We start from the raw sequence: 21,501 nt of genomic DNA, 5'->3' as shown, positions 1-21,501 counted from the left end.
CGTCCTGCACTGCTGCGTCGCTGATTCCAGACTTCAGACTCAAACAGCCAGGGCCGGCAGCAGCCTGCCCGAAAAGAAAGTGACTGTATGACTGTGCCTTATGCAGAGGGAAGGAAGAGGGAGCAGATCGCGCCGCACTGGCGCGGGCTGCTCAAGGCAGGCCTGTTATGGGGCCTGGCGGCCACGGCGGCCCATGCCGTGGGGGTGCGCCAGTTCAGCCCGCAGGGCGATGTGAGCAAGGTGGGCCAGGTAGTGGTGCAGTTCGATGGGGCAGCCGTGCGCTTTGGCGACCCCAAGGCCGCCGCGCCGGTCAACCTGCAGTGCAGCGATGCCCAGGCCGCCAAGGGAACGGGGCGCTGGAACAGCGAAAAGGAATGGGTCTTCGACTTTGCCCAGAACCTGCCCGCAGGCGTGCGTTGCACGGCCCAGCTCAACCCGCAGTTCAAGAGCGTCACGGGTACAGCTCTGACGGGGGCAGCCAGCTATCAGTTTCAGACCGGCGGCCCGCAGGTCGCCAGCATCGCGCCCGATACCTATGAAGAGGTGGACGAGCAGCAGTATTTCGCACTGCACCTGACGGGCGCGGCATCCGTCGACAGCCTCAAGCAGCGCGTCTGGTGTACCTCCGAAGGTGTGGGCGAACGCATTCCCGTGCAGCTGATCGAGGGCAAGGACCGCGAGGCCGTGCTCAAGCAGCGCCACTGGGACAAGGATGCTGCAAAGAACCCGCAGAACTTCGCAGTGCTGGCCTGTAACCGCCGCCTGACTTCGGGCAGCAAGATGACCCTGGTCTATGGCAAGGGCGTGGCCATGGCCAACGGCCTGGCCAGCAAGGACGAGCAGCGCTACGAGTACCAGGTGCGCCAGCCGTTCAGCGCCGACTTCAGCTGCGAGCGCGAGAACGCCAACGCCGCCTGCCTGCCGATCCGGCCCATGCGCCTGTCCTTCAGCGCGCCGGTGCCGCGCAAGCTGATCGAAGGCATACGCCTCAAGAGCGGTGCCTCGGCCGTGGCTCCCATCATCGAGCAGAACGGCGACAAGCTGGCCGAGGATTCGCTGGTGGACAGCGTGAGCTTCCCCGCCACCATGCAGCCCAACACCAAGTATGTGGTGGAGCTGCCGCCGCAGTTCAAGGATGCTGCGGGTCGCACGCTGAGCAATGCCAATATGTTCCCGTTGGCCACGGCCACGGGCAATATGCCGCCGCTGGTGAAGTTTGCCGCCGCGCCCTTCGGCATTGTCGAGCGCTTTGCCGAAGGTCCCAAGGGCCCGGCGCTGCTGCCCGTGACGCTGCGCAATGTGGAGCCGCAGCTTCTGGGCAAGTCGCTGGATGCCAGCGTGGTGCGCACCAAGAAGGGCGGCTCGGACGCCGACATCATCGCCTGGCTCAAGAAGGTCGAGCGCTATGACAGCTACAGCGTGGAGCGCAAGCGCGCTGCGCGTGATGTAAAGGTCTTGCCTCCTGTCATCAACGACGACAACAAGCACTGGGTGCAGACCCGCATGCTGTCGCTGCTGGACGGCCAGAGCCAGACCCAGACGCTGGAGCTGCCCAAGGCGGCCAAGAGCGACCCGCGCCCCTTCGAGGTCGTCGGCATTCCGCTGAACCCGGGCTTCCAGGTGGTGGAGATCGCCTCGCCCATGCTGGGCCAGTCTCTGCTCGACGAAGGCTATGGCGCGGGCCGCACCATGTATGTGCGTACCTCGGTGCTGGTGACCAATCTGGCCGTGCACTTCAAGCTGGGTCGTGAAAACTCGGTAGCCTGGGTGACGACGCTGGACAAGGGCACCGTGGTGCCGGGCGCCACGGTGCAGGTCTCGGACTGCAACGGCCAAGCGATTGCTTCGGCCGTCAGTGATGCCCAGGGTCTGGTGACCTTTAACGGCCTCAATCCCAATCCGCCTTCTTGCAGCAATGAAGACGGCTACTACCGCAGCAACTCCTATTTTGTGAGTGCGCGTGCCAAGACCGAGGCTGGCGAGGAGCTGGCCTTTGTCTGGAGCAACTGGAACAAGGGCATAGAGTCCTGGCGCTTCAATGTGCCGACCAGCTCCAGCAGCAAGCGCGACGAAGTGGCGCATACGGTGTTTGACCGCATGCTGTTCCGTGCCGGCGAAACCGTGTCCATGAAGCACTTTCTGCGTGCCCTGACGGGCCCCGGCAAGAACTCCACGGGCTTTGAACAGACCCAGGACAAGCCTGACCGCCTGACCATCACCCATCTGGGCAGTGGCCAGCGCTTTACCCAGGCCCTGAACTGGAATGGCAATGGCAGCGCGAGCAGCGAGTTCCCCATCTCCAAGGCCGCCAAGCTGGGCGAATATGCGGTGGAGCTGGGCTATGCCAACGACAGCGGCCGCCGCTCCAGCTTCAGCACCGGCATCTTCCGTGTCGAGGAGTTCCGCCTTCCCGTGATGGAGGGACGTGTGGGCCCGGCCGGCAAGGAGCAGCTCTACGCTGTCAGCAGCGTGCCTGCCGAAGTGCAGATCAACTATGTCTCGGGTGGTGCCGCCGCCAATCTGCCGGTCAAGGTGTCGGCTCTGCTGCGCTCCAAATCGCTGGATTTCGCGGGCTGGGATGGCTTCAGCTTCAACCCGCCGCGCAGCGCCCAGGACGTGGGCAGCAGCGACGACGAGGAAAGCACGGCGGCTGACGACACCAAGGTCGTGGCCGACAAGCTGTCCGTGACGCTGGACAAGAACGGTCTGGGCAAGGTCGCTATCGACAAGCTGCCCAAGTCCGGTGAGCCGCGCGAGCTGCTGATGGAGGCGACCTACGCCGACCCGAATGGCGAGGTGCAGACCCTGCGCAGCACGCGCACCATCTGGCCGGCTGCCGTGGTGGCCGGCGTGCGCTCCGAGAACTGGATCTCGGTGGATCGCAAGCTGCGCTTTCAGGCGCTGACGCTGGATACGGCAGGCAAGGCCCAGGCAGGCGTGCCCGTCAAGGTCGAGGCCGTGGCGCGCATCACCACCTCCAGCCGCAAGCGGCTAGTGGGCGGCTTCTACAGCTACGACAACCAGACCACGCTCAAGAATCTGGGCACCGTGTGCTCGGGCACCAGCGACAGCCATGGCCTGGTTCAATGCGAGGCCCAGCTGTCTCAGCCCGGCGAGGTGGAGCTGATCGTCAAGGCCGCCGACAAGGAAGGCCGCAGCAGCCAGGCCGCGACCTCGGTGTGGGTCACTGGCCAGGGCGAACTCTGGTTCGGTGGTGAAGACCATGACCGCATGGATGTGCTGTCCGAGCGCAAGAGCTATGAGCCCGGCGAGACAGCGCGCTTTCAGGTACGCATGCCCTTCCGCCGCGCCACGGCGCTGGTGGCCGTGGAGCGCGAAGGCATCGTCAGCACCCAGGTGGTGGAGCTGGCGGGTGACAACCCCACGGTGGAGGTCAAGATCGAAGATAACTGGGGCCCCAATGCCTATGTCAGCGTGCTGGCGCTGCGCGGCCGCCTGATGGAGGTGCCCTGGTACAGCTTCTTCACCTGGGGCTTCAAGTCGCCCATGGAGTGGTGGCGTGCCTTCTGGAATGACGGCAAGGAATTCATCGCGCCAACTTCCATGGTGGACCTCTCCAAGCCTGCCTTCCGTTTCGGCATGTCCGAAATTCGCGTGGGTTTGAAGAGCAATACCCTGGACGTCAAGGTCTCCTCGGACAAGTCCAGCTACAAGGTGCGCGGCACAGCCAAGGTCACCATCAAGGCGACGCTGCCCGATGGCAAGCCTGCTGCGGGTGCCCATGTGGCGCTGGCGGCCGTGGACCAGGCCTTGCTGGAGCTGATGCCCAACAGCAGCTGGAATCTGCTCGATGCCATGCTGACACGCCGCGAATGGGGTGTGCAGACGGCAACGGCCCAGATGGAGGTGATCGGCCGACGCCATTACGGCAAGAAGGCCGTGCCTGCGGGCGGTGGCGGTGGCCGCAGCCCCACGCGCGAACTGCTCGACACCCTGCTGCTGTGGAAGCCCGATGTGGTGCTGGACGGCAACGGCATGGCGCTGATCGAGGTGCCGCTCAACGACGCCCTGACCACCTTCCAGGTGGTGGCCGTGGCCGATGCGGGCGTGAGCCTGTTCGGCACCGGCCAGGCGGCGATCCGTACCACGCAGGATCTGCAGATCATCAGCGGCCTGCCGCCTCTAGTGCGCGAGGACGATCAGTTCCGCGCCCAGGTCACGTTGCGCAACACCTCGGCCAAGGCCATGAAGGTGGAGGTCACGCCGCGTGCCACCATGCTGGAGCTCAAGGCCCAGAAGGTGGAGATTCCCGCTGGTGAGGCGCGTGAAGTGGCCTGGGATGTGAAGGCTCCGGCCCAGCTCTCGGGCACGCGTGTCGAGGCGCTGATCTGGGAGATTTCCGCGCGCGACACCGCTGGCGGCGCCGATGCGGCGCAGGATGCGCTCAAGATCAGCCAGCGCATCGTGCCCGCTGTCCCGCTGTCGGTGCAGCAGGCCACGCTGGTGCAGGTCAACGGCAGCTACAGCGTGCCCGTGAATCCGCCCGCCGACGCGCTGCCCGGCCGTGGCGGTCTGCAGATGTCGCTGGTGCCCAAGCTGACCGAAGGTCTGCCCGGCGTGCGCGACTGGTGGGCCCGCTATCCCTACACCTGCCTGGAGCAGACCACCAGCAAGGCCGTCGGCATGAACAACGCCGAGCTGTGGGGCAGCATCATGGCCCAGCTGCCCAACTATCTGGACGGTGACGGCCTGGCCAACTACTTCCCGCCCCAGGACGGATCGCTCAGCCGAGGCAGCGACACGCTGACCGCGCATCTGCTTAACCTGTCGGCCCTGGCACAAGGCGTTGACAAGCGCTTCGTGATTCCTGCCTCCGATCGTGCGCGCATGGAGGACGGCCTGATCGCGTTTGTGGAAGGCCGCATCCAGCGCAACTTCTGGAGCCCGCGCAAGGATCTGGAAATGCGCAAGCTGGCGGCGATTGCCGCGCTGGCACTGTCGGGCAAGGCCACGCCGCGCATGCTCGACAGCATCAACGCCACGCCCAACCAGTGGCCCACGCACACGGTCATCGACTGGGTGCAGCTGCTGCAGCGCATGAGCGATGCGCCGCAGCGCGACGAGCGCCTGGCCCAGGCCATGCAGATTCTGCGTGCCCGCCTGACCTACAACGGCACGCGTGCCGGCTTCTCGACCGATCAGGACGATGGCTGGTGGTGGCTGATGCAGGGCCCGGACGTGAATCTGGCGCGCCTGATTCTGGCGACCATCAACGATGCGGCATGGGCCGAAGACATGCCGCGTCTGGTCAGCGGCTTTATCGCACGCCAGCAGGGCGGTGCCTGGCACACGACCACGGCCAACCTCTGGGGAGCGCTGGCGTTGCGCCGCTTCTCGCAGAAGTTCGAGTCCGAGCCCGTGGCCGGCAGCACCGTGGCCAGCATGAACGGCAACGAGGCCAAGGTGAACTGGGCTGATGTCAGGCGTGCCACGGCCGAGGATGCGCAGGGCACGGCCCATGCCAGCAGCCTGTTTGGTGATCCCGTGCGCGCCGGCGGTCTGATGAATAACACCATGTTCATGCCCTGGGCCAAGGCCGGCAAGGGCCAGCTCAGCGTCACGCAGCAAGGCACGGGCAAGCCCTGGCTGACCGTGCAGTCCGTGGCGGCCGTGGCCCTCAAGGCTCCGTTCAGCGCCGGCTACACCATCAAGAAGACCGTGACGCCGGTGGAGCAGGCGGACAAGGGCCTGTTCGGTGGCGGCCAGTACACGCGCGGCGATGTGCTGCGCGTGACGCTGGAGGTGCAGGCCAAGACCGATATGACCTGGGTGGCCATCACCGACCCCATTCCCACGGGGGCGACCATTCTGGGCGGCGGCCTGGGCCGTGATTCGGAGATCGCGTCCAAGGGCGAGAAGCAGGAGGGGGCCGGCTGGCTGGCCTATGAGGAGCGCAGCTTCGAGTCCTACCGTGCCTACTACCAGTACCTGCCCGCAGGCACGACCAAGGTCGAATACACGGTGCGCCTGAACAACGCCGGTGAATTCGCCCTGCCGCCCACACGTGCCGAAGCGCTGTATGCGCCCGAGATGTTTGGCGAAATTCCCAACGCCAAGCTCAAGGTGGTGATGCCCAAGTAAGCCCTCGGCGGTTTTCTGCCGGGCTCGGCCAAGCCCCGGTCTGCGCAAGCGGCCGGGGCTTTTTCATGCACTGATGCTATGAATACAGAAGCTGCTTGCGCCTTTGAACAGGATGATTCAAAGTCATTTCAATCTGAAATCTATGAATAGAGAGCGCAAGAAGCTCCTGTTTTTGATGACACTCAAGTTGACACGCGGCTGTCATCCAGTCTTTCTAGACTGGCGCGATGTCTTTGATCGAGCTGGAGAACGTCGCCAAATCCTGGGGTGACGCCACGGCCCTGCATGCCGTGAATCTGCGCATTGAACCAGGCTCGTTCTGCGTCCTGCTCGGCCCTTCGGGCTGCGGCAAATCCACCACCTTGCGCATGATCGCCGGGCTGGACACGCCTAGCTCGGGGTCGGTGCGCATCGATGGTCGCGACGTCACTCATCTGCCGCCCGCGCAGCGCGGCATTGCCATGGTGTTTCAGAACTATGCGCTGTTCCCGCATCTGAGCGTGGCCGACAACATCCAGTTCGGTCTGCAGGTGCGCAAGGTTGCCAAGGCCGAGCGCGAGCAGCGTCTTGAGCAAACGGCCGAGCTGCTGGGGCTGACGGCACTGCTGGAGCGTCGGCCCGGGCAACTCTCGGGCGGTCAGCAGCAACGCGTTGCGCTGGGCCGTGCGCTGGTGGCGCAGGCCAGGGTCTGTCTGATGGACGAGCCGCTGTCCAATCTCGATGCCCAGCTGCGCCAGGAAATGCGCGCCGAGCTGCGTGAGCTGCAGCAGCGTCTGGGTCTCACGGTGGTCTATGTGACCCACGATCAGGCCGAGGCCATGAGCATGGCCGATCAGGTGGTGCTGCTCAACAAGGGTCTGGTGGAACAGGCCGCCGGGCCGCGCGAGATCTATGCCCGGCCCGCAACCACATTTGCCGCGCGCTTTATCGGCACGCCCGCCATGAATATCGTTGCCCTGCAAGGCAACCGGATTGCCGGCAGCGATGTGGTCGTGGCCCCGGATCTGGTGACCGGCAGCGCCTATCCGCAGGCGCTGGGCGTGCGGCCCGAGGTGATTGCCGTGGCAGGTGATGTCGACGGCGGCAACGAGGGGCTGGGCAACGGCATTTCGGCCACCGTGCAGGGCTTTGAATATCTGGGTGCCGATCTGGTGCTGCGCTGCCAGGTTGGCAGCGAGCTGCTGACGGCGCGTGTGCCCGGCCATGCCCATGCAGATCTGCGGCCTGGACAAGGCGTGATCCTGTACTGGCCGCAGCAGGCTGCGCATTGGTTCGATGCGCAGGGCGGGCGCATTCATGTGTGCGGGCAGGCGGTGGAATCCGCCCGCTCCTTGCTGGCCGCAGCCTGAGCCGCCGGTGTTTTCCATTGTCTGCAAATCCCGAGGAGAGATTCCCATGCGTCGCCATACCTTTGTTCACGGCCTGTTCGCCGCTGTCGCCGGCCTTGGCCTGGCGGGCACTGCTCTTGCGCAGTCCCCGCTGGAAGTGCCTTTCTATTACCCGGTGGCCGTGGGCGGCCCCATCACCAAGGTGATAGACGGTTATGCGGCGGACTTCAACAAGGCGCATCCGCAATACAAGCTCACGCCCATCTATGCGGGCACCTATCAGGAAACCATCGTCAAGGCGCTGACGGCGCACAAGGCCGGCAAGGCGCCTGCGAGCTCGGTGCTGCTGTCCACCGATATGTTCACGCTGATGGACGAAGGCGCGATTGCGCCCATTGACGACTTCGTGAAGACCGATGCCGACAAGGCCTGGCTCAAGGGCTTTTACCCGGCCTTCATGGCCAACAGCCAGGCCGGCGGCAAGACCTGGGGCGTGCCCTTTCAGCGCTCCACCGTGGTGATGTACTACAACAAGGAAGCTTTCAAGGAGGCCGGCCTGAACCCCGACAAGGCGCCCCAGAACTGGAAGGAGCTCAAGGAGGCCGCCCACAAGCTGACCAGGAAAGACGCCAGCGGCAAGGTCGTGCAATACGGCATCCAGATTCCGTCCACCGGCTTTGGCTACTGGATGCTGCAGACCCTGACCACGCCCAATGATGTGCTGCTGGCCAATGAGTCCGGCACCCGCGTCATGCTCAACCACCCCAAGGTGGTGGAGGCGCTGAACTTCTGGGTCGGCCTGGTCAAGGACGGCGTGCACCCTGCAGGTGTGGTGGAGTGGGGCACGACGCCCAGGGACTTCATGGAAAAGAAGGCCGCCATCATCGTGACGACCACGGGCAATCTCACCAATATCCGCGCCAATGCCAAGTTCGACTTCGGTGTGGGCCAGATCGCCGGCAATGTCCGCAAGGGCTCGCCCACGGGCGGGGGCAATTTCTACATCTTCAAGAATGCGCCCAGGCAGCAGCAGCAGGCTGCGTTCGAGTTTGCCAAATGGGTGACGCAGCCAGAGCGTGCAGCGCAGTGGAGCATGGACAGCGGCTATGTGGCTGTCTCGCCTGCTGCCTACGAGACTCCCGCACTCAAGAAGTACGGCCAGGAATTTCCCCAGGCACTGGTGGCGCGCGATCAACTGCCCGTGTCGGTGGCCGAGTATTCCACCCATGAGAACCAGCGCGTGACCAAGGTGCTCAACGATGCGATTCAGGCGGCCCTTAACGGCACCAAGACCGCAGCCCAGGCCATGGACGACGCGCAGAAGGAATCCGAGCGCATTCTGCGTCGCTACCAGTAATGAGCAGTCCGGCGCTTGAAACCGGCAAGGGCGCCATGTCTGCGCCTTTGTCATCCAGGGCCGCCCGCCGGCTGGCGCAGGCCGCCGCGCGACAGCAGGCCGTGCATGCCTGGCTGCTGCTCATGCCGGCGCTGGTGCTGCTGCTGGGCTTTACGCACTGGCCGGCCTTGTCCACGTTGATCGACAGCCTGCATGCCACGGGGCGTGGCGGCCAGTCCGGCGAATGGGTGGGTCTGGAAAACTACGCGCTCATGGTCGACGACCCCGTGTTCTGGCAGGCCGTGCGCAACAACCTCTGGTTTGCCGCCGCCACCATTCCGCTGTCCATGGGGCTGGCCTTGCTGATGGCGCTGTGGGTCAACGAGAAACTCGCGGGGCGGGCCTTGCTGCGCATGGCGTATTTCACGCCCACGGTGCTGCCCATGATTGCCGTGGCCAATATCTGGCTGTTCTTCTACACGCCTCAGTACGGACTGCTGGAGCAGGTGCGCGGCGCACTGGGCCTGGACGCGCACAACTGGCTGGGCGATCCATCCACGGCCCTGGCCTGCATCACGCTGGTGGCCGTGTGGAAGGAGGCAGGCTTTTTCATGATCTTCTATCTGGCCGCGCTGCAGACGCTCAATCCCAGCCTCAAGGAGGCGGCGGTCATCGAAGGCGCATCGCGCTGGTATTTCCTGCGCCGCGTGCAGTGGCCGCTGCTCATGCCGACCACGCTGTTCATCCTGGTCAACGCCGTGATCAATGCCTTCCGGCTGGTGGACCATGTGTTCATTCTCACGCGCGGCGGGCCGGACAATGCCTCCACGCTGCTGCTCTATCACCTCTACGAAGTGGGCTTCAAGTTCTGGGATACCGGCTATGCAGCGGCCATCACCGTGGTGCTGGTCGTGGTGCTGGCTGCCGTGGCACTGTTCCAGTTCTTCGTGCTGGACAAAAAGGTGCACTATCAATGACAGCTGCTGCATTTCTGTCGGGGCGCAGGAGCGCACGGGCAAGCCAGGGCGTGAGCTTTTATGGCGCTTCATGGCTGGACACCCTGGCCGCCTGGACGCTGGCGCTGCTGTGGCTGCTGCCGCTGGCGTATGCGGTCTGGACGGCGTTTCATCCGTCCGATGCGTCCACGCGCCTCGATCTGTCGGCGCCCTGGACGCTGCAGAACTTCCGCCATGCCTGGGAAGCCGCGCCGTTTGCGCGCTATTTTCTCAACACCATCTTGCTGGTGGCCATGATTTTGGCGGTGCAGCTGCTGCTGTCCACGCTGGCTGCATTTGCCTTTGCACGCTTGCGCTTTCGCGGCAGCAATGTGGCGTTTGCGCTGGTGCTGATACAGCTGATGATCATGCCGGACATCCTGCTGGTGGCCAACTATCAGACCATGTCCGGGCTGGGCGCGGTCGATAGCCTGTTGGGCATAGGTCTGCCGTATTTCGCCTCGGCCTTTGCCATCTTTTTGCTGCGCCAGACCTTTATGGGCATACCCCGCGAGCTGGACGAAGCTGCGCGCGTGGAAGGTGCCAGCACGCTGCAGATTCTCTGGCGTGTCTACGTACCGCTGGCCAGGCCGGTCTACACCGCGTTTGCGCTGGTTTCGGTGAGCTTTCACTGGAATAATTTTCTCTGGCCTCTGATCATCACCAACAGCGTCCAGGCGCGTCCGCTCACCGTAGGGCTGCAGGTTTTCTCCAGCGTGGAATCGGGCGTGGAATGGTCGAGCATCTGCGCCGCCACGCTGATGACTTCAGGGCCGCTGCTGATCGCATTCCTGCTGTTCCAGCGCCAGTTCGTGCAAAGCTTCATGCGCGCGGGCATCAAGTGAGTGGGATACAGTCAAACCATTTGAGGAGTTGGCGATGCCTGGTCCCGCTGCTGCCGGTGTGCTGATTTATGCCAAGGATTTCCAGAGTCTGGCCGGCTTCTATGAGCAGGTTCTGGGCATGCAGCGGCTGCATGAGGATGCGCACGTCATCGTGCTGGAGTCCGCTGCGTTGCAGCTGGTGATTCATGCCCTGCCTGCCGAGATTGCGGCGCGGGTCAGGATCGGCACGCCACCGCAGCGCCGTGCCGATGTGGCTCTCAAGTTCTTCGTCACCGTGGCGGCGATTGACAATGCCAAAAGCGCTGCGCAGGCGCTGGGCGGACAGGTGTTTGACGAGCGTTGGCAAGGTCCTGGCTTTGCGGCCTGCAATGCCATGGACAAGGAGGGCAATGTGTTCCAGTTGCGCGAGACCTTGGTCTGATCCGCAGCTGAAAAAATAGTGGCGAGCCAGGGCTTGAGCCATTTTCAATCTGGAAAGACACGACAAGATGAATATCCTGACCTGGAACGTGCAATGGTGCTGCGGCATGGATGGACTGGTCAGTGTGGAGCGCATCGTGCGTCACGCGCTGCAAATGGGCGAGCAGGCCGGCGGACTGGATGTGCTGTGCCTGCAGGAAATCGCCGTCAACTACCCCGATCTGCAGGGCCGGCCCGGCGACCAGCCGGCCGAGCTGACGGCGCTGTTGCCGGGATGGCAGATTTGCTTTGGCGCATCGGTCGATGAGTTCACGCCCCGGGGACATCAGCGTTTTGGCAATCTGATTGCCACGCGGCTGCCGGTGCGGCTGGTTCAGCACTATCTGCTGCCCATGCCGGCAGAGGCCGATATGCGCTGCATGCAGCGCATGTGTTCTGTGGTCACGGTCGAGGACGCGGCGCTGGGGCCGGTACGCATCATGACCACCCATCTCGAATATTTTTCGACGCGTCAGCGCATGGCTCAGGCCGGGGCACTGCGTGCCCTGCAGATGCAGGCCTGTGCGCTGGCCGATGCCCCGCCGCAGCCGGCCAGTGATGGCTCGCCCTATCAAACCAAGCCGCATACACGCCATGCCGTGCTGTGCGGGGATTTCAACTTCGAGCCGCACGAGCCCGAATATGCCGTTCTGTCCGCGCCTTGGGCTGCCGGCGAGGAAGGCTGTCTGCAGGCCGGGCAGTGGCGCAATAGCTGGGATGTGCTGTATCCCGGGCAACCGCAGCCGCCGACCTTCAGACTGGTGGACAGAACCTGGGGAGCAGAGCCCGGTGCCTGTGACTTGATATGGGTCAGCGACAGCTTGTGCCAGAGAGTGCAAACTTGGCGTGTGGACAGCGCCACACAGGCGTCTGACCACCAGCCTGTGATGTTGACGCTGGGCTGAGCTTGTTGCTAGGGTCGGAGCTGGAGTCGAGAGACGAGTGGCTGCACAAGTCGCACTGTTGTGAAACCCTGAGAACGTAAACACGTTCTAAAAGAGAGGAGTCTTCATGCCTGTAGAAATTCCGTCCATGTCCATCATGCTGCACCGTAGCTGGTGGGTGCTGTTGCTGCGCGGCGCCGCCGCCATCATCTTCGGCGTGCTGACCTGGATGCAGCCCGCAGCATCCGCCGCCGCGCTGGTGCTGGTGTTTGGCGCCTATGTGTTTGTCGATGGCCTGCTAGGCATCTACACCGCCATCAAGAGCCGCCAGCAGTCGCGTCACTGGTGGGTGGTTTTGCTGTGGGGGTTGACGGGGGTGGTGGTGGGGGTGCTCACGGTCGTCAACCCTGCGATTACTGCGCTGGTTCTGACCATCTATATCGGCGTCTGGGCCTTGATGACGGGCGTACTTCAGATCGTCGCGGCGCTGCGTCTGCGCAAGGAAATTCAAGGCGAATGGGTGCTGGTGCTCGGGGGGCTGCTCTCAGTGCTGTTCGGCATCTTCGTGCTGATGCAACCCGGCGCGGGCATGATGGCCATGTTGTGGGTGCTGGCGACCTATGCCGTCATCTTCGGTGTGCTGATGGTGATACTGGCCTTCAAGATCAAGAAGTTCACGGCTTGAAGGGCAGTGATCTCGCAAAAGCGGCTCGCTGGAGCCGCTTTTTTGCTGCGGCTTGTCTGAGCGGACAGTTTGCCTGCCATCTTTGGGACAATGACTGCTGACTTCCAACAGCACACAAGGACATGGAACAAGGCATGCAGCGGTATCTCCAGCCCCCGAAAATGAAGCAGTCCTGGCGAACCGTTGGCATGACGGCCGCTTTATGGCTGGGTCTTGCCGCCAGCAGCCATGCGGTGCCCAGCTATGACGAGGTGCGCAGCGACCATCGCTCCTCGGAGACCCTGCTGCTTTCGCGCGAAGGCGAGATGCTGCAGCGCCTGCGCACCGACAGCACGGTGCGCCGCGGCTCCTGGGTGGCATTGGCCGATGTCTCGCCGGCACTGCGCACGGCCCTGGTGCTCAGCGAGGACAAGCGTTTCTACGAGCACAGCGGCGTGGACTGGGCTGCCGTCAGCGCAGCCGCCTGGGGCAACCTCTGGAACACGCGCACGCGCGGCGCAAGCACCATCACCATGCAACTCGCCGGTCTGCTGGATGGCGACTGGCGTCAGGGATCGGGCGGGCGCAGCGTGGTGCAGAAGGTGGGTCAGGCCGTGGCGGCCCAGGTTCTGGACAGGCGCTGGCGCAAGGACCAGATTCTTGAGGCCTATCTGAACCTGGTGCCGTTTCGCGGCGAGATCGTGGGTATAGCTGCGCTGTCGCAAAGCCTGTACGGCAAGGCTGCTCATGGGTTGGATGCGCGCGAGGCGGCCATTGCTGCGGCCCTGGTGCGTGCGCCCAATGCCTCTGTCGAGCGCGTGGCCCAGCGTGCCTGCGGCGTGCTGCAGGTGATGGTGCCCGATGATGTGGCGGCCAAGGATTGCTCGGCCATGCAGCTCTATACCTCCAGCGTGCTGCAGCGGCGTCAATGGCTGGCCAGCGAGGGCGTGGCCCCGCATTTCGCGCGGCGCTGGCTGGCCTTGCCCCAGAACAGGGGGCAGGAGCAGGTGCGCTCAACCTTGAGCGCACCCTTGCAGCGCTTTGCGGTGGCCAGCCTGCAGCAGCATCTGCGCGAGTTGCAGGGCCGCAATGTGGAGGATGGTGCGGCCGTGGTGCTGGACAACCGGACAGGCGAGATTCTGGCCTGGGTCGGCTCCTCAGGAACGCTGAGCCAGGCGTCCGAGGTCGATGGCGTCACCGCGCTGCGTCAGCCCGGCTCCACGCTCAAGCCTTTTCTCTATGCCCAGGCGATTGCCGAAAAGCGCATCACGGCCGCCTCGCTGATCGAGGATTCATCGGCCCATATTCCCACGCAGAACGGCCTCTACATTCCGCAGAACTACGACCGGCGCTTCAAGGGCTGGGTGTCGGCGCGCACGGCGCTGGCATCCTCGCTCAATGTGCCTGCGGTGCGCACGCTGGTCATGATCACGCCCGACGCCTTTTTCGAGCAGCTCAAGAAACTGGGCCTGCCGCTGCGCGAAAGCGGGGGCTATTACGGCTTCAGCCTGGCGCTGGGCAGCAGCGAGGTCGCGCTGCTCAATCTGACCAATGCCTATCGGGCACTGGGCAATGGCGGTCAATATCGCCCCGTGAGTTGGGCCTTGCCTCAGGCTGAAAGCCGCAAGGCCGGCGGCAAAACCGGCGACGACGCGCTGCAGGCGCTGGATGCGCGGGCCGCCTTCATCGTGGGAGACATCCTCTCCGACAATATGGCGCGGGCCCCAACGTTCGGCACGGACAGCGTGCTGGCCACCCGTTTCTGGACGGCTGTGAAAACCGGCACCAGCAAGGATATGCGCGACAACTGGGCCGTGGGCTGGTCCGAGCGCTACACCGTGGGCGTCTGGGTGGGCAATGCGGGTGGCGAGGCCATGCATTCGGTCAGCGGCACCAGCGGCGCAGCGCCCATCTGGGCCGATATCATGGGCTTTTTGCATCGCAACCTGTCCAGCCGTGCGCCCAGGGCTCCGAGCGGTGTGCTGCAGCAGCAAGTGCAGTTCGGTGCGTTGGCAAGCGGCGCCACGCCTATCGAAAGCGCACGCGAAGAATGGTTTGTGGCAGGGACCGAGCAATCACTGTTTGCCATGGATCACGTGGCTGGCAGTGCGGAGCAGAAAAACCTTGCAAGGCAAAAAGGCAGCAAGTCAGGCAGCGCTGCGGCTGCGTCCGCTGTTCGTATTTCGCGCCCGGTCAATGGCACGATTTTGGCGCTGGACCCCGATATTCCGCCTGACAGCCAGCGTGTGCAGTTGGTGGCGCGCCAGGCCGGTATGGCGGCCGAGCAGGACTGGCGTGACGGCAGCTTGCGCTGGCGGCTGGTGACCCGGCAATACGGCCCGCCTGCGGCTGCCGACAAGAATGCGCAACCCGTGATGCGGGAAGTGCAGCGCGAGCTGGGGCGCGGCAGTCAGCTGGGCTGGCTGCCCTGGCCGGGACGTCACAGGCTGGAGCTGCTCGATGCCTCTGGCAAGGTGCTGGACAGCATTGCGCTTGAGGTACGCGGTGCCGGGGCCCTCGTGGCCGGGCCGGAGCAGATCCCGAGCCTGCGCCGGCGCTGAAAGCCGGCTGCTCAACCGGCCAGACGCTCAGCTGCCAGAATCGAACTGCGTTATCAGAAACTCCAGTAGCGCCCGCAGCTTGGGCGCCACATGCTGGCGCGAAGGATAAATGGCATAGAGTGCGGTCTTCACCGTGCTCCAGTCCTCCAGGGCTGCCTGCAGCCGGCCCGTGCGCAGGTCTTCCTCGACATAGGGTCGCGGGATCAGGCTGACGCCAAAGCCCGAGCGCAATGCATCGCGCACCGCCAGGCTTGAGGACACCGAGTAGCGCGTATTGACCGCCACGCGCTCCATGCGCCCGCCTTGCTCGAATTCCCAGACATCCGCATGGCCGGAGAGGCTGAAGCGTATGTGCTCCAGGCCGTTGAGGTCGGCTGGCGTGTGCGGGCGACCGCGTTTTTCGAAATAGCCGGGAGCGGCGCACAGCACATGCGGCATGGTCGTCAGCGGGCGCGCGATCAGCGAGGAGTCCTCGAGCCGGTCGCTGCCGCGGATGGCCAGATCGAAGCCCTCGCGCACGATGTCGACGCGCCGGTCGTCCAGGTGCAGGTCCAGCTGCAGCCCGGGGTGGCGCTGCAGAAAGGCGGGGATGGCATGCGAGAGCCGAGTCAGCGTCACCGTCATGGGCGCGCTGACCTTGAGCAGGCCGCTGGGCGCGGTCTTGAAGGGGCATAGCGCCGAGTCGGCATCGGCCAGTGCATCCAGAGCCCGCGTGACATGCTCGAGATACAGGCGGCCTTCTTCCGTCAGCACCATGCGCCGCGTGGTGCGCTGGATCAGGCGTGTGCCCACATGCGCCTCCAGCTCGGCGATGTTCTTGCTGATCGCGGCCGGTGACAGGCCCAGGCTGCGGCCGGCCTCGGCAAAGCTGCCGCGCTGAGCGACGCGATGAAAGACTTGCAAGGCGGTCAGACGGTCCATGCGATTATTCACTGATGGTGAATGGTTTCTGTTGATAGAAGCCAATTATCAATCCGGGATGAATTATCTACAGTCATGCCATGACAACGCTTCACCCCACACTCGCCCTCATCGAGCAGCGCATCTCGGCCAATCGCTTCGATGCTTCCCACACCCTTGCGGATGCTGAGATAGCACGGCTGGTGCAGCTGGCCACGCGCGCTCCCACGGCCTACAACCTTCAGAACTGGCGCTTCATCGCCGTGCGCACGCCTGGGGCCAAGGCCAGGCTGCGCGCCGTAGCGCAGGACCAGGCCAAGGTGCAGGAGGCAGCCGTCTGCTTTATCGTCTGCGGCGTGCTGGCCGACCCGGAGGCGCTTGCCGAACGGCTGCAACCCTCTGTGGACGCGGGCTTCATGCCGGCCGCCATGGCGCAGGGATGGCTGCAGGCCGCGCAGCAGCAGTACGCCAGCGCGCAGGCGGTGCGCGACGAGGCCCTGCGTTCGGCCAGCTTCGGCGCCATGACGCTGATGCACGCGGCGCAGGCGCTGGGCCTGGCGTCCTGTGCGATGACCGGCTTCTACGCCGAAGGCGTGGCGGCGAGCTTCGGTCTGGCGAGCGAGGAGGTGCCGGCCATGCTCGTCACCGTGGGCCGCGCCGCGCCCGGCAACTGGCCGCAGAAGCCACGCCGGCCGCTGGACCAGGTGCTGGAGCTCGTATGAGCGCCGGCCAATCTGCGCTTGTGTTCAGGCGGACCCAGGCGCGCGATCTGCTGCTGACGGCGCTGGCACCCGCCATCTGGGGCAGCAGCTACATCGTCACCACGCAGCTGCTGCCGCAGGTGCCCGCGATGACCGTGGCCTTGCTGCGCGCGCTGCCCGCAGGCCTGTTGTTGCTGGCATTTGCACGGCGCCTGCCGCAGGGCGTGTGGTGGCTGCGGGTGTTCATTCTGGGAGCGCTCAATTTCTCGGTGTTCTGGAGCATGCTGTTCGTCTCGGCCTACCGCCTGCCGGGAGGGGCGGCCGCCACGGTCGGGGCCGTGCAGCCGCTGGTGGTGGTGTTTCTTGCGGCCTGGGTGCTGGGCAGCGCGCTGCGGCCGGCCTCGGTGCTGGGAGCCCTGGCCGGTCTGGCGGGTGTGGCCTTGCTGGTGCTCACGCCCGGTGTGAGCCTGGATGCGACGGGGATTGCTGCGGGCCTGGCAGCAGCGGTTTCCATGGCCTGCGGCACGGTGCTCACGCGCAAGTGGCGCGCTCCCGTACCGCTGCTGACCTTCACCGCCTGGCAGCTCACGGCCGGCGGCCTGTTGCTGCTGCCGGTGGCGCTGTGGGCCGGCCCGGCTTTCCCTGCGCCCACACCGGGCCATCTGATCGGGCTGGTGTGGCTGGGCCTGGTGGGCGCGGCGCTGACCTATGTGCTGTGGTTTCGCGGCATTGCCCGGCTGGAGCCGGATATGGTGGCACCGCTGGGCTTCCTGAGCCCGCTGACGGCGATCTTGCTGGGCTGGGCATTCCTGGACCAGACGCTGACGACCGTGCAGATGGCCGGCGTGGCCCTGGTCCTGGGTGGCATCTGGCTGGGGCAGTGGGGCACGGCGCGCTGATTCCCGCCATGCCCCGTTCCCTGCCGGGGTCAGCGCGGAATCATTCCCGCACCAATAGATCGCCCGTGATCTCCGAGACCTTCTTGACGCTGGTCAGCGTCATGGCCACGCGCATTTCCTTTTCGAGCAGGTTCAGCAGGTTGGTCACGCCGGCTTCGCCTTCAGCGGCCAGCGCGTAGACGAAGGCGCGGCCTATCATGGTGCAGTCCGCGCCCAGGGCCAGCAGGCGCACGATGTCCAGGCCGTTGCGCACGCCCGAGTCGGCAAAGATCTTGATCTGGCCCTTGACGGCATCGGCAATGGCTGGCAGGGCGCGTGCCGACGAGAGCACGCCGTCGAGCTGGCGCCCGCCATGGTTGGAGACGATGATGCCGTCAGCGCCGAAGCGCACGGCATCCCTGGCGTCCTCGGGATCAAGAATGCCCTTGATCAGCATGGGACCCTTCCAGAAGTCGCGAATCCACTCCAGGTCCGACCACGAGATCGAGGGGTCGAAGTTCGCGCCCAGATAGCCCATATAGTCTTCGAGCGAGACGTTCTGGCCCTTGTAGGTGGAGATATTGCCCAGCGTGTGCGGGCGGCCCATCAGGCCCACGTCCAAGGCCCAGTGCGGATGGGTCACGGCCTGCAGATAGCGGCGCATGGCGGCGTTGGGGCCGCTCATGCCCGAGTGCGCGTCGCGGTAGCGGGCGCCGGGCACGGGCATGTCCACGGTGAAGACCAGGGTGGAGACGCCCGCAGCCTGGGCGCGCTCCAGCGCGTTCTTCATGAAGCCCCGGTCCTTGAGCACATAGAGCTGGAACCACATCGGTCGGCCCAGCCTGGGGGCGACTTCCTCGATGGGGCAGACCGAGACGCTGGACATGGTGAAGGGGATGCCCTTCTTGTCAGCGGCCATGGCGGCCTGCACTTCGCCGCGGCGGGCGAACATGCCGGTCAGGCCCACGGGGGCCAGCGCCACGGGAATCGAGAACTTCTCGCCGAACAACTCGATGCTGGTGTCCAGCTGGCTCATGTCCTTGAGCACGCGCTGGCGCAGGGCCACGTCGGCCAGGTCGTCGACATTGCGCGCCAGCGTCTTCTCGGCATAGGCGCCGCCGTCGAGGTAGTGGAACAGAAAGGGCGGCAGGCGCTTTTGCGCAGCCGCGCGGTAGTCGGTGGTGGAGGAGATGATCATGAAAAAATGGCGGAGGAAGAGGAGAAACGATCCAGCCGCTTGCGTCGGGCCGCTTCGGCATCCGACTCGGACAGCTTTTCGTGAACATAGGCCAGGTGCTGGCCGATGGCGCTTCTGGCCTGCTCCGGCTCGCCGTCGACAATGGCCTGCATGAGATTGCGGTGCTGCGCAGTCAGATGCTCCAGCGTCGAGAGATCGTCATGCACGAACATCAGGCGCCGGTTCTGGGCCACGGTGCCCAGCACCAGCTCGAAGAGGCTGCCCATGAGCTGAACCAGCACGGCGTTGTGCGAAGCCTCGGCAATCGCCAGATGGAACTGCGCATCGGAGCGGGCCGCACTGGCGGCATCGCGCGCCTGCTGGTGGCGCAGCATATCGTCGAAACAGTGGCGGATGCGGTCCCTGTCCTTGTCGGTGGCACGCTGGGCCGCATACCAGGCGGTGCTGAGCTCCAGAGCCTGGCGTGCTTCCAGCACGTCGTAGCGGTATTGGGGGTCGTCGCGCAGCAAGGATTCCAGCGGTGCGACGGCTTGTTCGTGCCACAGCGGCACGCGCGAGCCGACAAAGGTGCCGGCGCCTACGCGGCTTTCGAGCACGCCTCGGCTTGCAAGCTTCTGTATGGCCTCGCGCAGCGCCGTGCGCGAAACCCCCAGTTGCTCGGCCAGCGCCCGTTCGGTCGGCAGCCTTGCGCCGCTCTGGAGCTGGGTGCTCTGGATCAGCTCCAGCAACTGCTGGGCAACGCGGTCGGACAGGCGGATGGCGGACATGGGGTCTGGCAGGAGTTTCAGGTGGTGGGAATCATCCACGGAAACACATAAGCCTGCAGCGTGCAGATGATGCCGATCAGCACCAGGAAGGCCAGGCTGTGCTTGACGGTAAAGCGGAACAGGTCCGACTCCTTGCCGGCCAGGCCTACGGCTGCACAGGCAATGGCGATGGACTGGGGCGAGATCATCTTGCCGGTCACGCCGCCGGTGGTGTTGGCCGTCACGGCCAGCACCTCTGGCAGCCCCAGCTGCGCTGCCGTCGTGGCCTGCAGGGCGCCGAACAGCGCATTGGCCGAGGTGTCGGAGCCCGTGAGGAACACGCCGACCCAGCCCAGGAAGGGCGAGAAGAACGCAAAGGCCTTGCCGGTATGGGCCAGCGCCATGGCCAGCGTGGTGGACAGGCCGGAGTAGTTGGCGATGAAGGCGAAGGCCAGCACCATGCCGATGGAGTAGATGGGCAGTGCCAGTTCCTTGAAGGTCTCGCCCATGGTCCGGACTGCCACGGCAGGCTTGAGGCGCAGCAAAAGAATGGAGAGCACGGCGGCGATCAGGATCGCGGTTCCCGTGGCCGACAGCCAGTTGAAGGAATAGACCGCGCCATAAGGCGTGGGTGTGGCAACGACGGGAGCCATTTTCTGCACCAGATTGTGCAGCATGGGCACGGGAATGCTGAAGACCGTGCCGGACAGTGCGCCGCCCGAGGCGAACAGCGCCTTGAAGGGCTTGAGGCTCCAGATGGTCACCATGGCCGTGAGGATGATGAAGGGCGACCAGGCCTTGAGCACCATGCCGGTCGTCAGCTTGACGGGGGCCGCTGTCTGGATCTTTGCCGCGCCCGGCTCGGTGTCGAAGCGGAAGATGCGCTTGGGCTGCCAGAACTTGAGGAAGGTGGTCAGTGTCACCAGGGCGAAGATGGCCGAAGTGATGTCCGGCAGTTCGGGGCCGATGTAGTTGGCTGTCAGAAACTGTCCGAGTGCAAAGCTGCCGCCGCCCACCAGCACCGCAGGCCAGGTTTCCTTGACGCCGCGCCAGCCGTCCATGATGGCCATGAGCCAGAACAGCACGATGATGGTCATGAAGGGCAGCTGGCGGCCGGCCATCTGGCTGATGGCCATGACATCGACGCCCGAGACCTGAGCGGCCACGATGACGGGAATGCCCATGGCGCCGAAGGCCACAGGAGCGGTATTGCCGATCAGGCACAGGCCCGCGGCATATAAAGGCCTGAAGCCCAGGCCCACCAGCAGCGCTGCCGTGATGGCCACGGGGGCGCCGAAACCGGCAGCTCCCTCAAGGAAGGCACCGAAGCAAAAGCCCACCAGGATCAGCTGCAGACGCTGGTCTTCGGTGACCGACAGAATCGACGAGCGGATGATGTCGAACTGCCCGGTCTTGACCGAGACCTTGTAGAGAAAGACCGCCGCGACAATGATCCAGGCAATCGGCCACAGACCGTAGAAGAAGCCGTAGACGCCTGCTGCCAGCGCGTTGGCGACCGGCATGCGATAGAACAGCAGCGCCACGGCCAGAGACAGCGCCACCGTGATGGTGCCCGCCACATAGCCCTTGAGGCGCAGCTTGGTCAGCGCGAGAAAGAAAAAGATGATAGGTATGAGCGCCACCAGCGCCGACACCCACACATTGCCTGCGGGGTCGTAGTTCTGCGACCAGATTTCTTGCATTGCCTTGATCTCCTGGAGATGCGCGGGGAGGTCAAGCCTCCTGACTGCCCAGAAGTCTTCCCCGTCAAATTTTCAAAAATGACCGTGCGCAAAACCGGCTGTGCCGCGCCATAGGCGGGCCTGGGTTATTCCAGTCTTGCTTGCTAAATTGGTATTACCAATATCGGTCGATTTCAAGTGGAGTGGATTGTATGAAGCGAA

15 protein-coding genes are annotated in these 21,501 nt (G+C 64.7%); 11 read left to right on the top strand and 4 right to left on the bottom strand.

Annotated features, from left to right (window positions below; genetic code table 11):
* Positions 1 to 87 precede the first annotated feature (87 nt).
* The 9 genes from QYQ99_RS07190 to pbpC all read left to right on the top strand — a co-directional run bounded on the left by QYQ99_RS07190 (position 88) and on the right by pbpC (position 15,174).
* Positions 88 to 6,102, top strand: a complete 6,015-nt coding sequence (locus QYQ99_RS07190) for an alpha-2-macroglobulin family protein (RefSeq protein ID WP_302092039.1) — start codon at positions 88 to 90, stop codon at positions 6,100 to 6,102.
* A 227-nt stretch (positions 6,103 to 6,329) separates the two neighbouring features.
* Entirely contained in the window at positions 6,330 to 7,451 is a 1,122-nt protein-coding gene (locus QYQ99_RS07185) for an ABC transporter ATP-binding protein (RefSeq protein WP_302092038.1), read from the top strand.
* Between the two features lie 46 nt (positions 7,452 to 7,497).
* The gene (locus tag QYQ99_RS07180) at positions 7,498 to 8,787 is read left to right on the top strand and encodes an ABC transporter substrate-binding protein (protein WP_302092037.1); all 1,290 of its coding nucleotides are present in this window, start codon (positions 7,498 to 7,500) and stop codon (positions 8,785 to 8,787) included.
* A 35-nt stretch (positions 8,788 to 8,822) separates the two neighbouring features.
* Positions 8,823 to 9,743, top strand: coding sequence for a carbohydrate ABC transporter permease (locus tag QYQ99_RS07175; RefSeq protein ID WP_302092036.1), 921 nt, complete (start codon positions 8,823 to 8,825; stop codon positions 9,741 to 9,743).
* The gene (locus tag QYQ99_RS07170; protein ID WP_302092035.1) at positions 9,740 to 10,606 is read left to right on the top strand and encodes a carbohydrate ABC transporter permease; all 867 of its coding nucleotides are present in this window, start codon (positions 9,740 to 9,742) and stop codon (positions 10,604 to 10,606) included. Before QYQ99_RS07175 ends, QYQ99_RS07170 begins: the two co-directional genes overlap by 4 nt.
* 34 nt (positions 10,607 to 10,640) lie before the next feature.
* Positions 10,641 to 11,027, top strand: a complete 387-nt coding sequence (locus QYQ99_RS07165) for a VOC family protein (protein WP_302092034.1) — start codon at positions 10,641 to 10,643, stop codon at positions 11,025 to 11,027.
* Between the two features lie 67 nt (positions 11,028 to 11,094).
* Positions 11,095 to 11,970 (top strand): endonuclease/exonuclease/phosphatase family protein, encoded by an 876-nt coding sequence (locus QYQ99_RS07160; RefSeq protein ID WP_302092033.1) that lies wholly within the window; start codon positions 11,095 to 11,097, stop codon positions 11,968 to 11,970.
* 106 nt (positions 11,971 to 12,076) lie between these two features.
* Entirely contained in the window at positions 12,077 to 12,634 is a 558-nt protein-coding gene (locus QYQ99_RS07155; protein WP_302092032.1) for an HdeD family acid-resistance protein, read from the top strand.
* Between the two features lie 134 nt (positions 12,635 to 12,768).
* Positions 12,769 to 15,174: a penicillin-binding protein 1C gene (pbpC, locus tag QYQ99_RS07150; protein ID WP_437439066.1), complete on the top strand. Its 2,406-nt coding sequence runs from the start codon at positions 12,769 to 12,771 to the stop codon at positions 15,172 to 15,174.
* Positions 15,175 to 15,201: 27 nt separating this feature from the next.
* Here the strand turns inward: pbpC and QYQ99_RS07145 are convergent, their stop codons facing one another.
* Entirely contained in the window at positions 15,202 to 16,095 is an 894-nt protein-coding gene (locus QYQ99_RS07145; protein WP_302092030.1) for a LysR family transcriptional regulator, read from the bottom strand.
* Positions 16,096 to 16,175: 80 nt separating this feature from the next.
* Here QYQ99_RS07145 and QYQ99_RS07140 point away from each other — a divergent pair, with 80 nt between their 5' ends.
* Together QYQ99_RS07140 and QYQ99_RS07135 are read left to right on the top strand one after the other, a co-directional pair.
* The gene (locus tag QYQ99_RS07140; protein WP_302092029.1) at positions 16,176 to 16,796 is read left to right on the top strand and encodes a nitroreductase family protein; all 621 of its coding nucleotides are present in this window, start codon (positions 16,176 to 16,178) and stop codon (positions 16,794 to 16,796) included.
* On the top strand, positions 16,793 to 17,674 hold the full coding sequence (locus QYQ99_RS07135; RefSeq protein WP_302092028.1) for an EamA family transporter: 882 nt from the start codon (positions 16,793 to 16,795) through the stop codon (positions 17,672 to 17,674). Before QYQ99_RS07140 ends, QYQ99_RS07135 begins: the two co-directional genes overlap by 4 nt.
* A 40-nt stretch (positions 17,675 to 17,714) precedes the next feature.
* Here the strand turns inward: QYQ99_RS07135 and lldD are convergent, their stop codons facing one another.
* From lldD to lldP, 3 genes are read right to left on the bottom strand one after another with little or no spacing between them, the layout of a single operon-like run.
* Positions 17,715 to 18,851 carry an FMN-dependent L-lactate dehydrogenase LldD gene (gene lldD / locus QYQ99_RS07130; RefSeq protein WP_302092027.1) on the bottom strand — a complete coding sequence of 379 codons (1,137 nt, stop codon included), beginning with the start codon at positions 18,849 to 18,851 and terminating at the stop codon, positions 17,715 to 17,717.
* Complete coding sequence (gene lldR / locus QYQ99_RS07125) at positions 18,848 to 19,618, bottom strand: transcriptional regulator LldR (RefSeq protein WP_302093133.1); 771 nt, start codon at positions 19,616 to 19,618, stop codon at positions 18,848 to 18,850. The genes lldD and lldR overlap by 4 nt, the downstream gene beginning before the upstream one ends.
* Before the next feature lie 17 nt (positions 19,619 to 19,635).
* Positions 19,636 to 21,300 (bottom strand): L-lactate permease, encoded by a 1,665-nt coding sequence (lldP, locus tag QYQ99_RS07120; RefSeq protein WP_302092026.1) that lies wholly within the window; start codon positions 21,298 to 21,300, stop codon positions 19,636 to 19,638.
* Positions 21,301 to 21,501 lie beyond the last annotated feature (201 nt).

This window comes from Comamonas testosteroni (genome assembly GCF_030505195.1).
GTDB lineage: Bacteria > Pseudomonadota > Gammaproteobacteria > Burkholderiales > Burkholderiaceae_C > Comamonas > Comamonas testosteroni_G.
The sequence above is the reverse complement of the archived record's forward strand: the minus strand, read 5'-3'. Positions and strand labels throughout refer to the sequence as shown.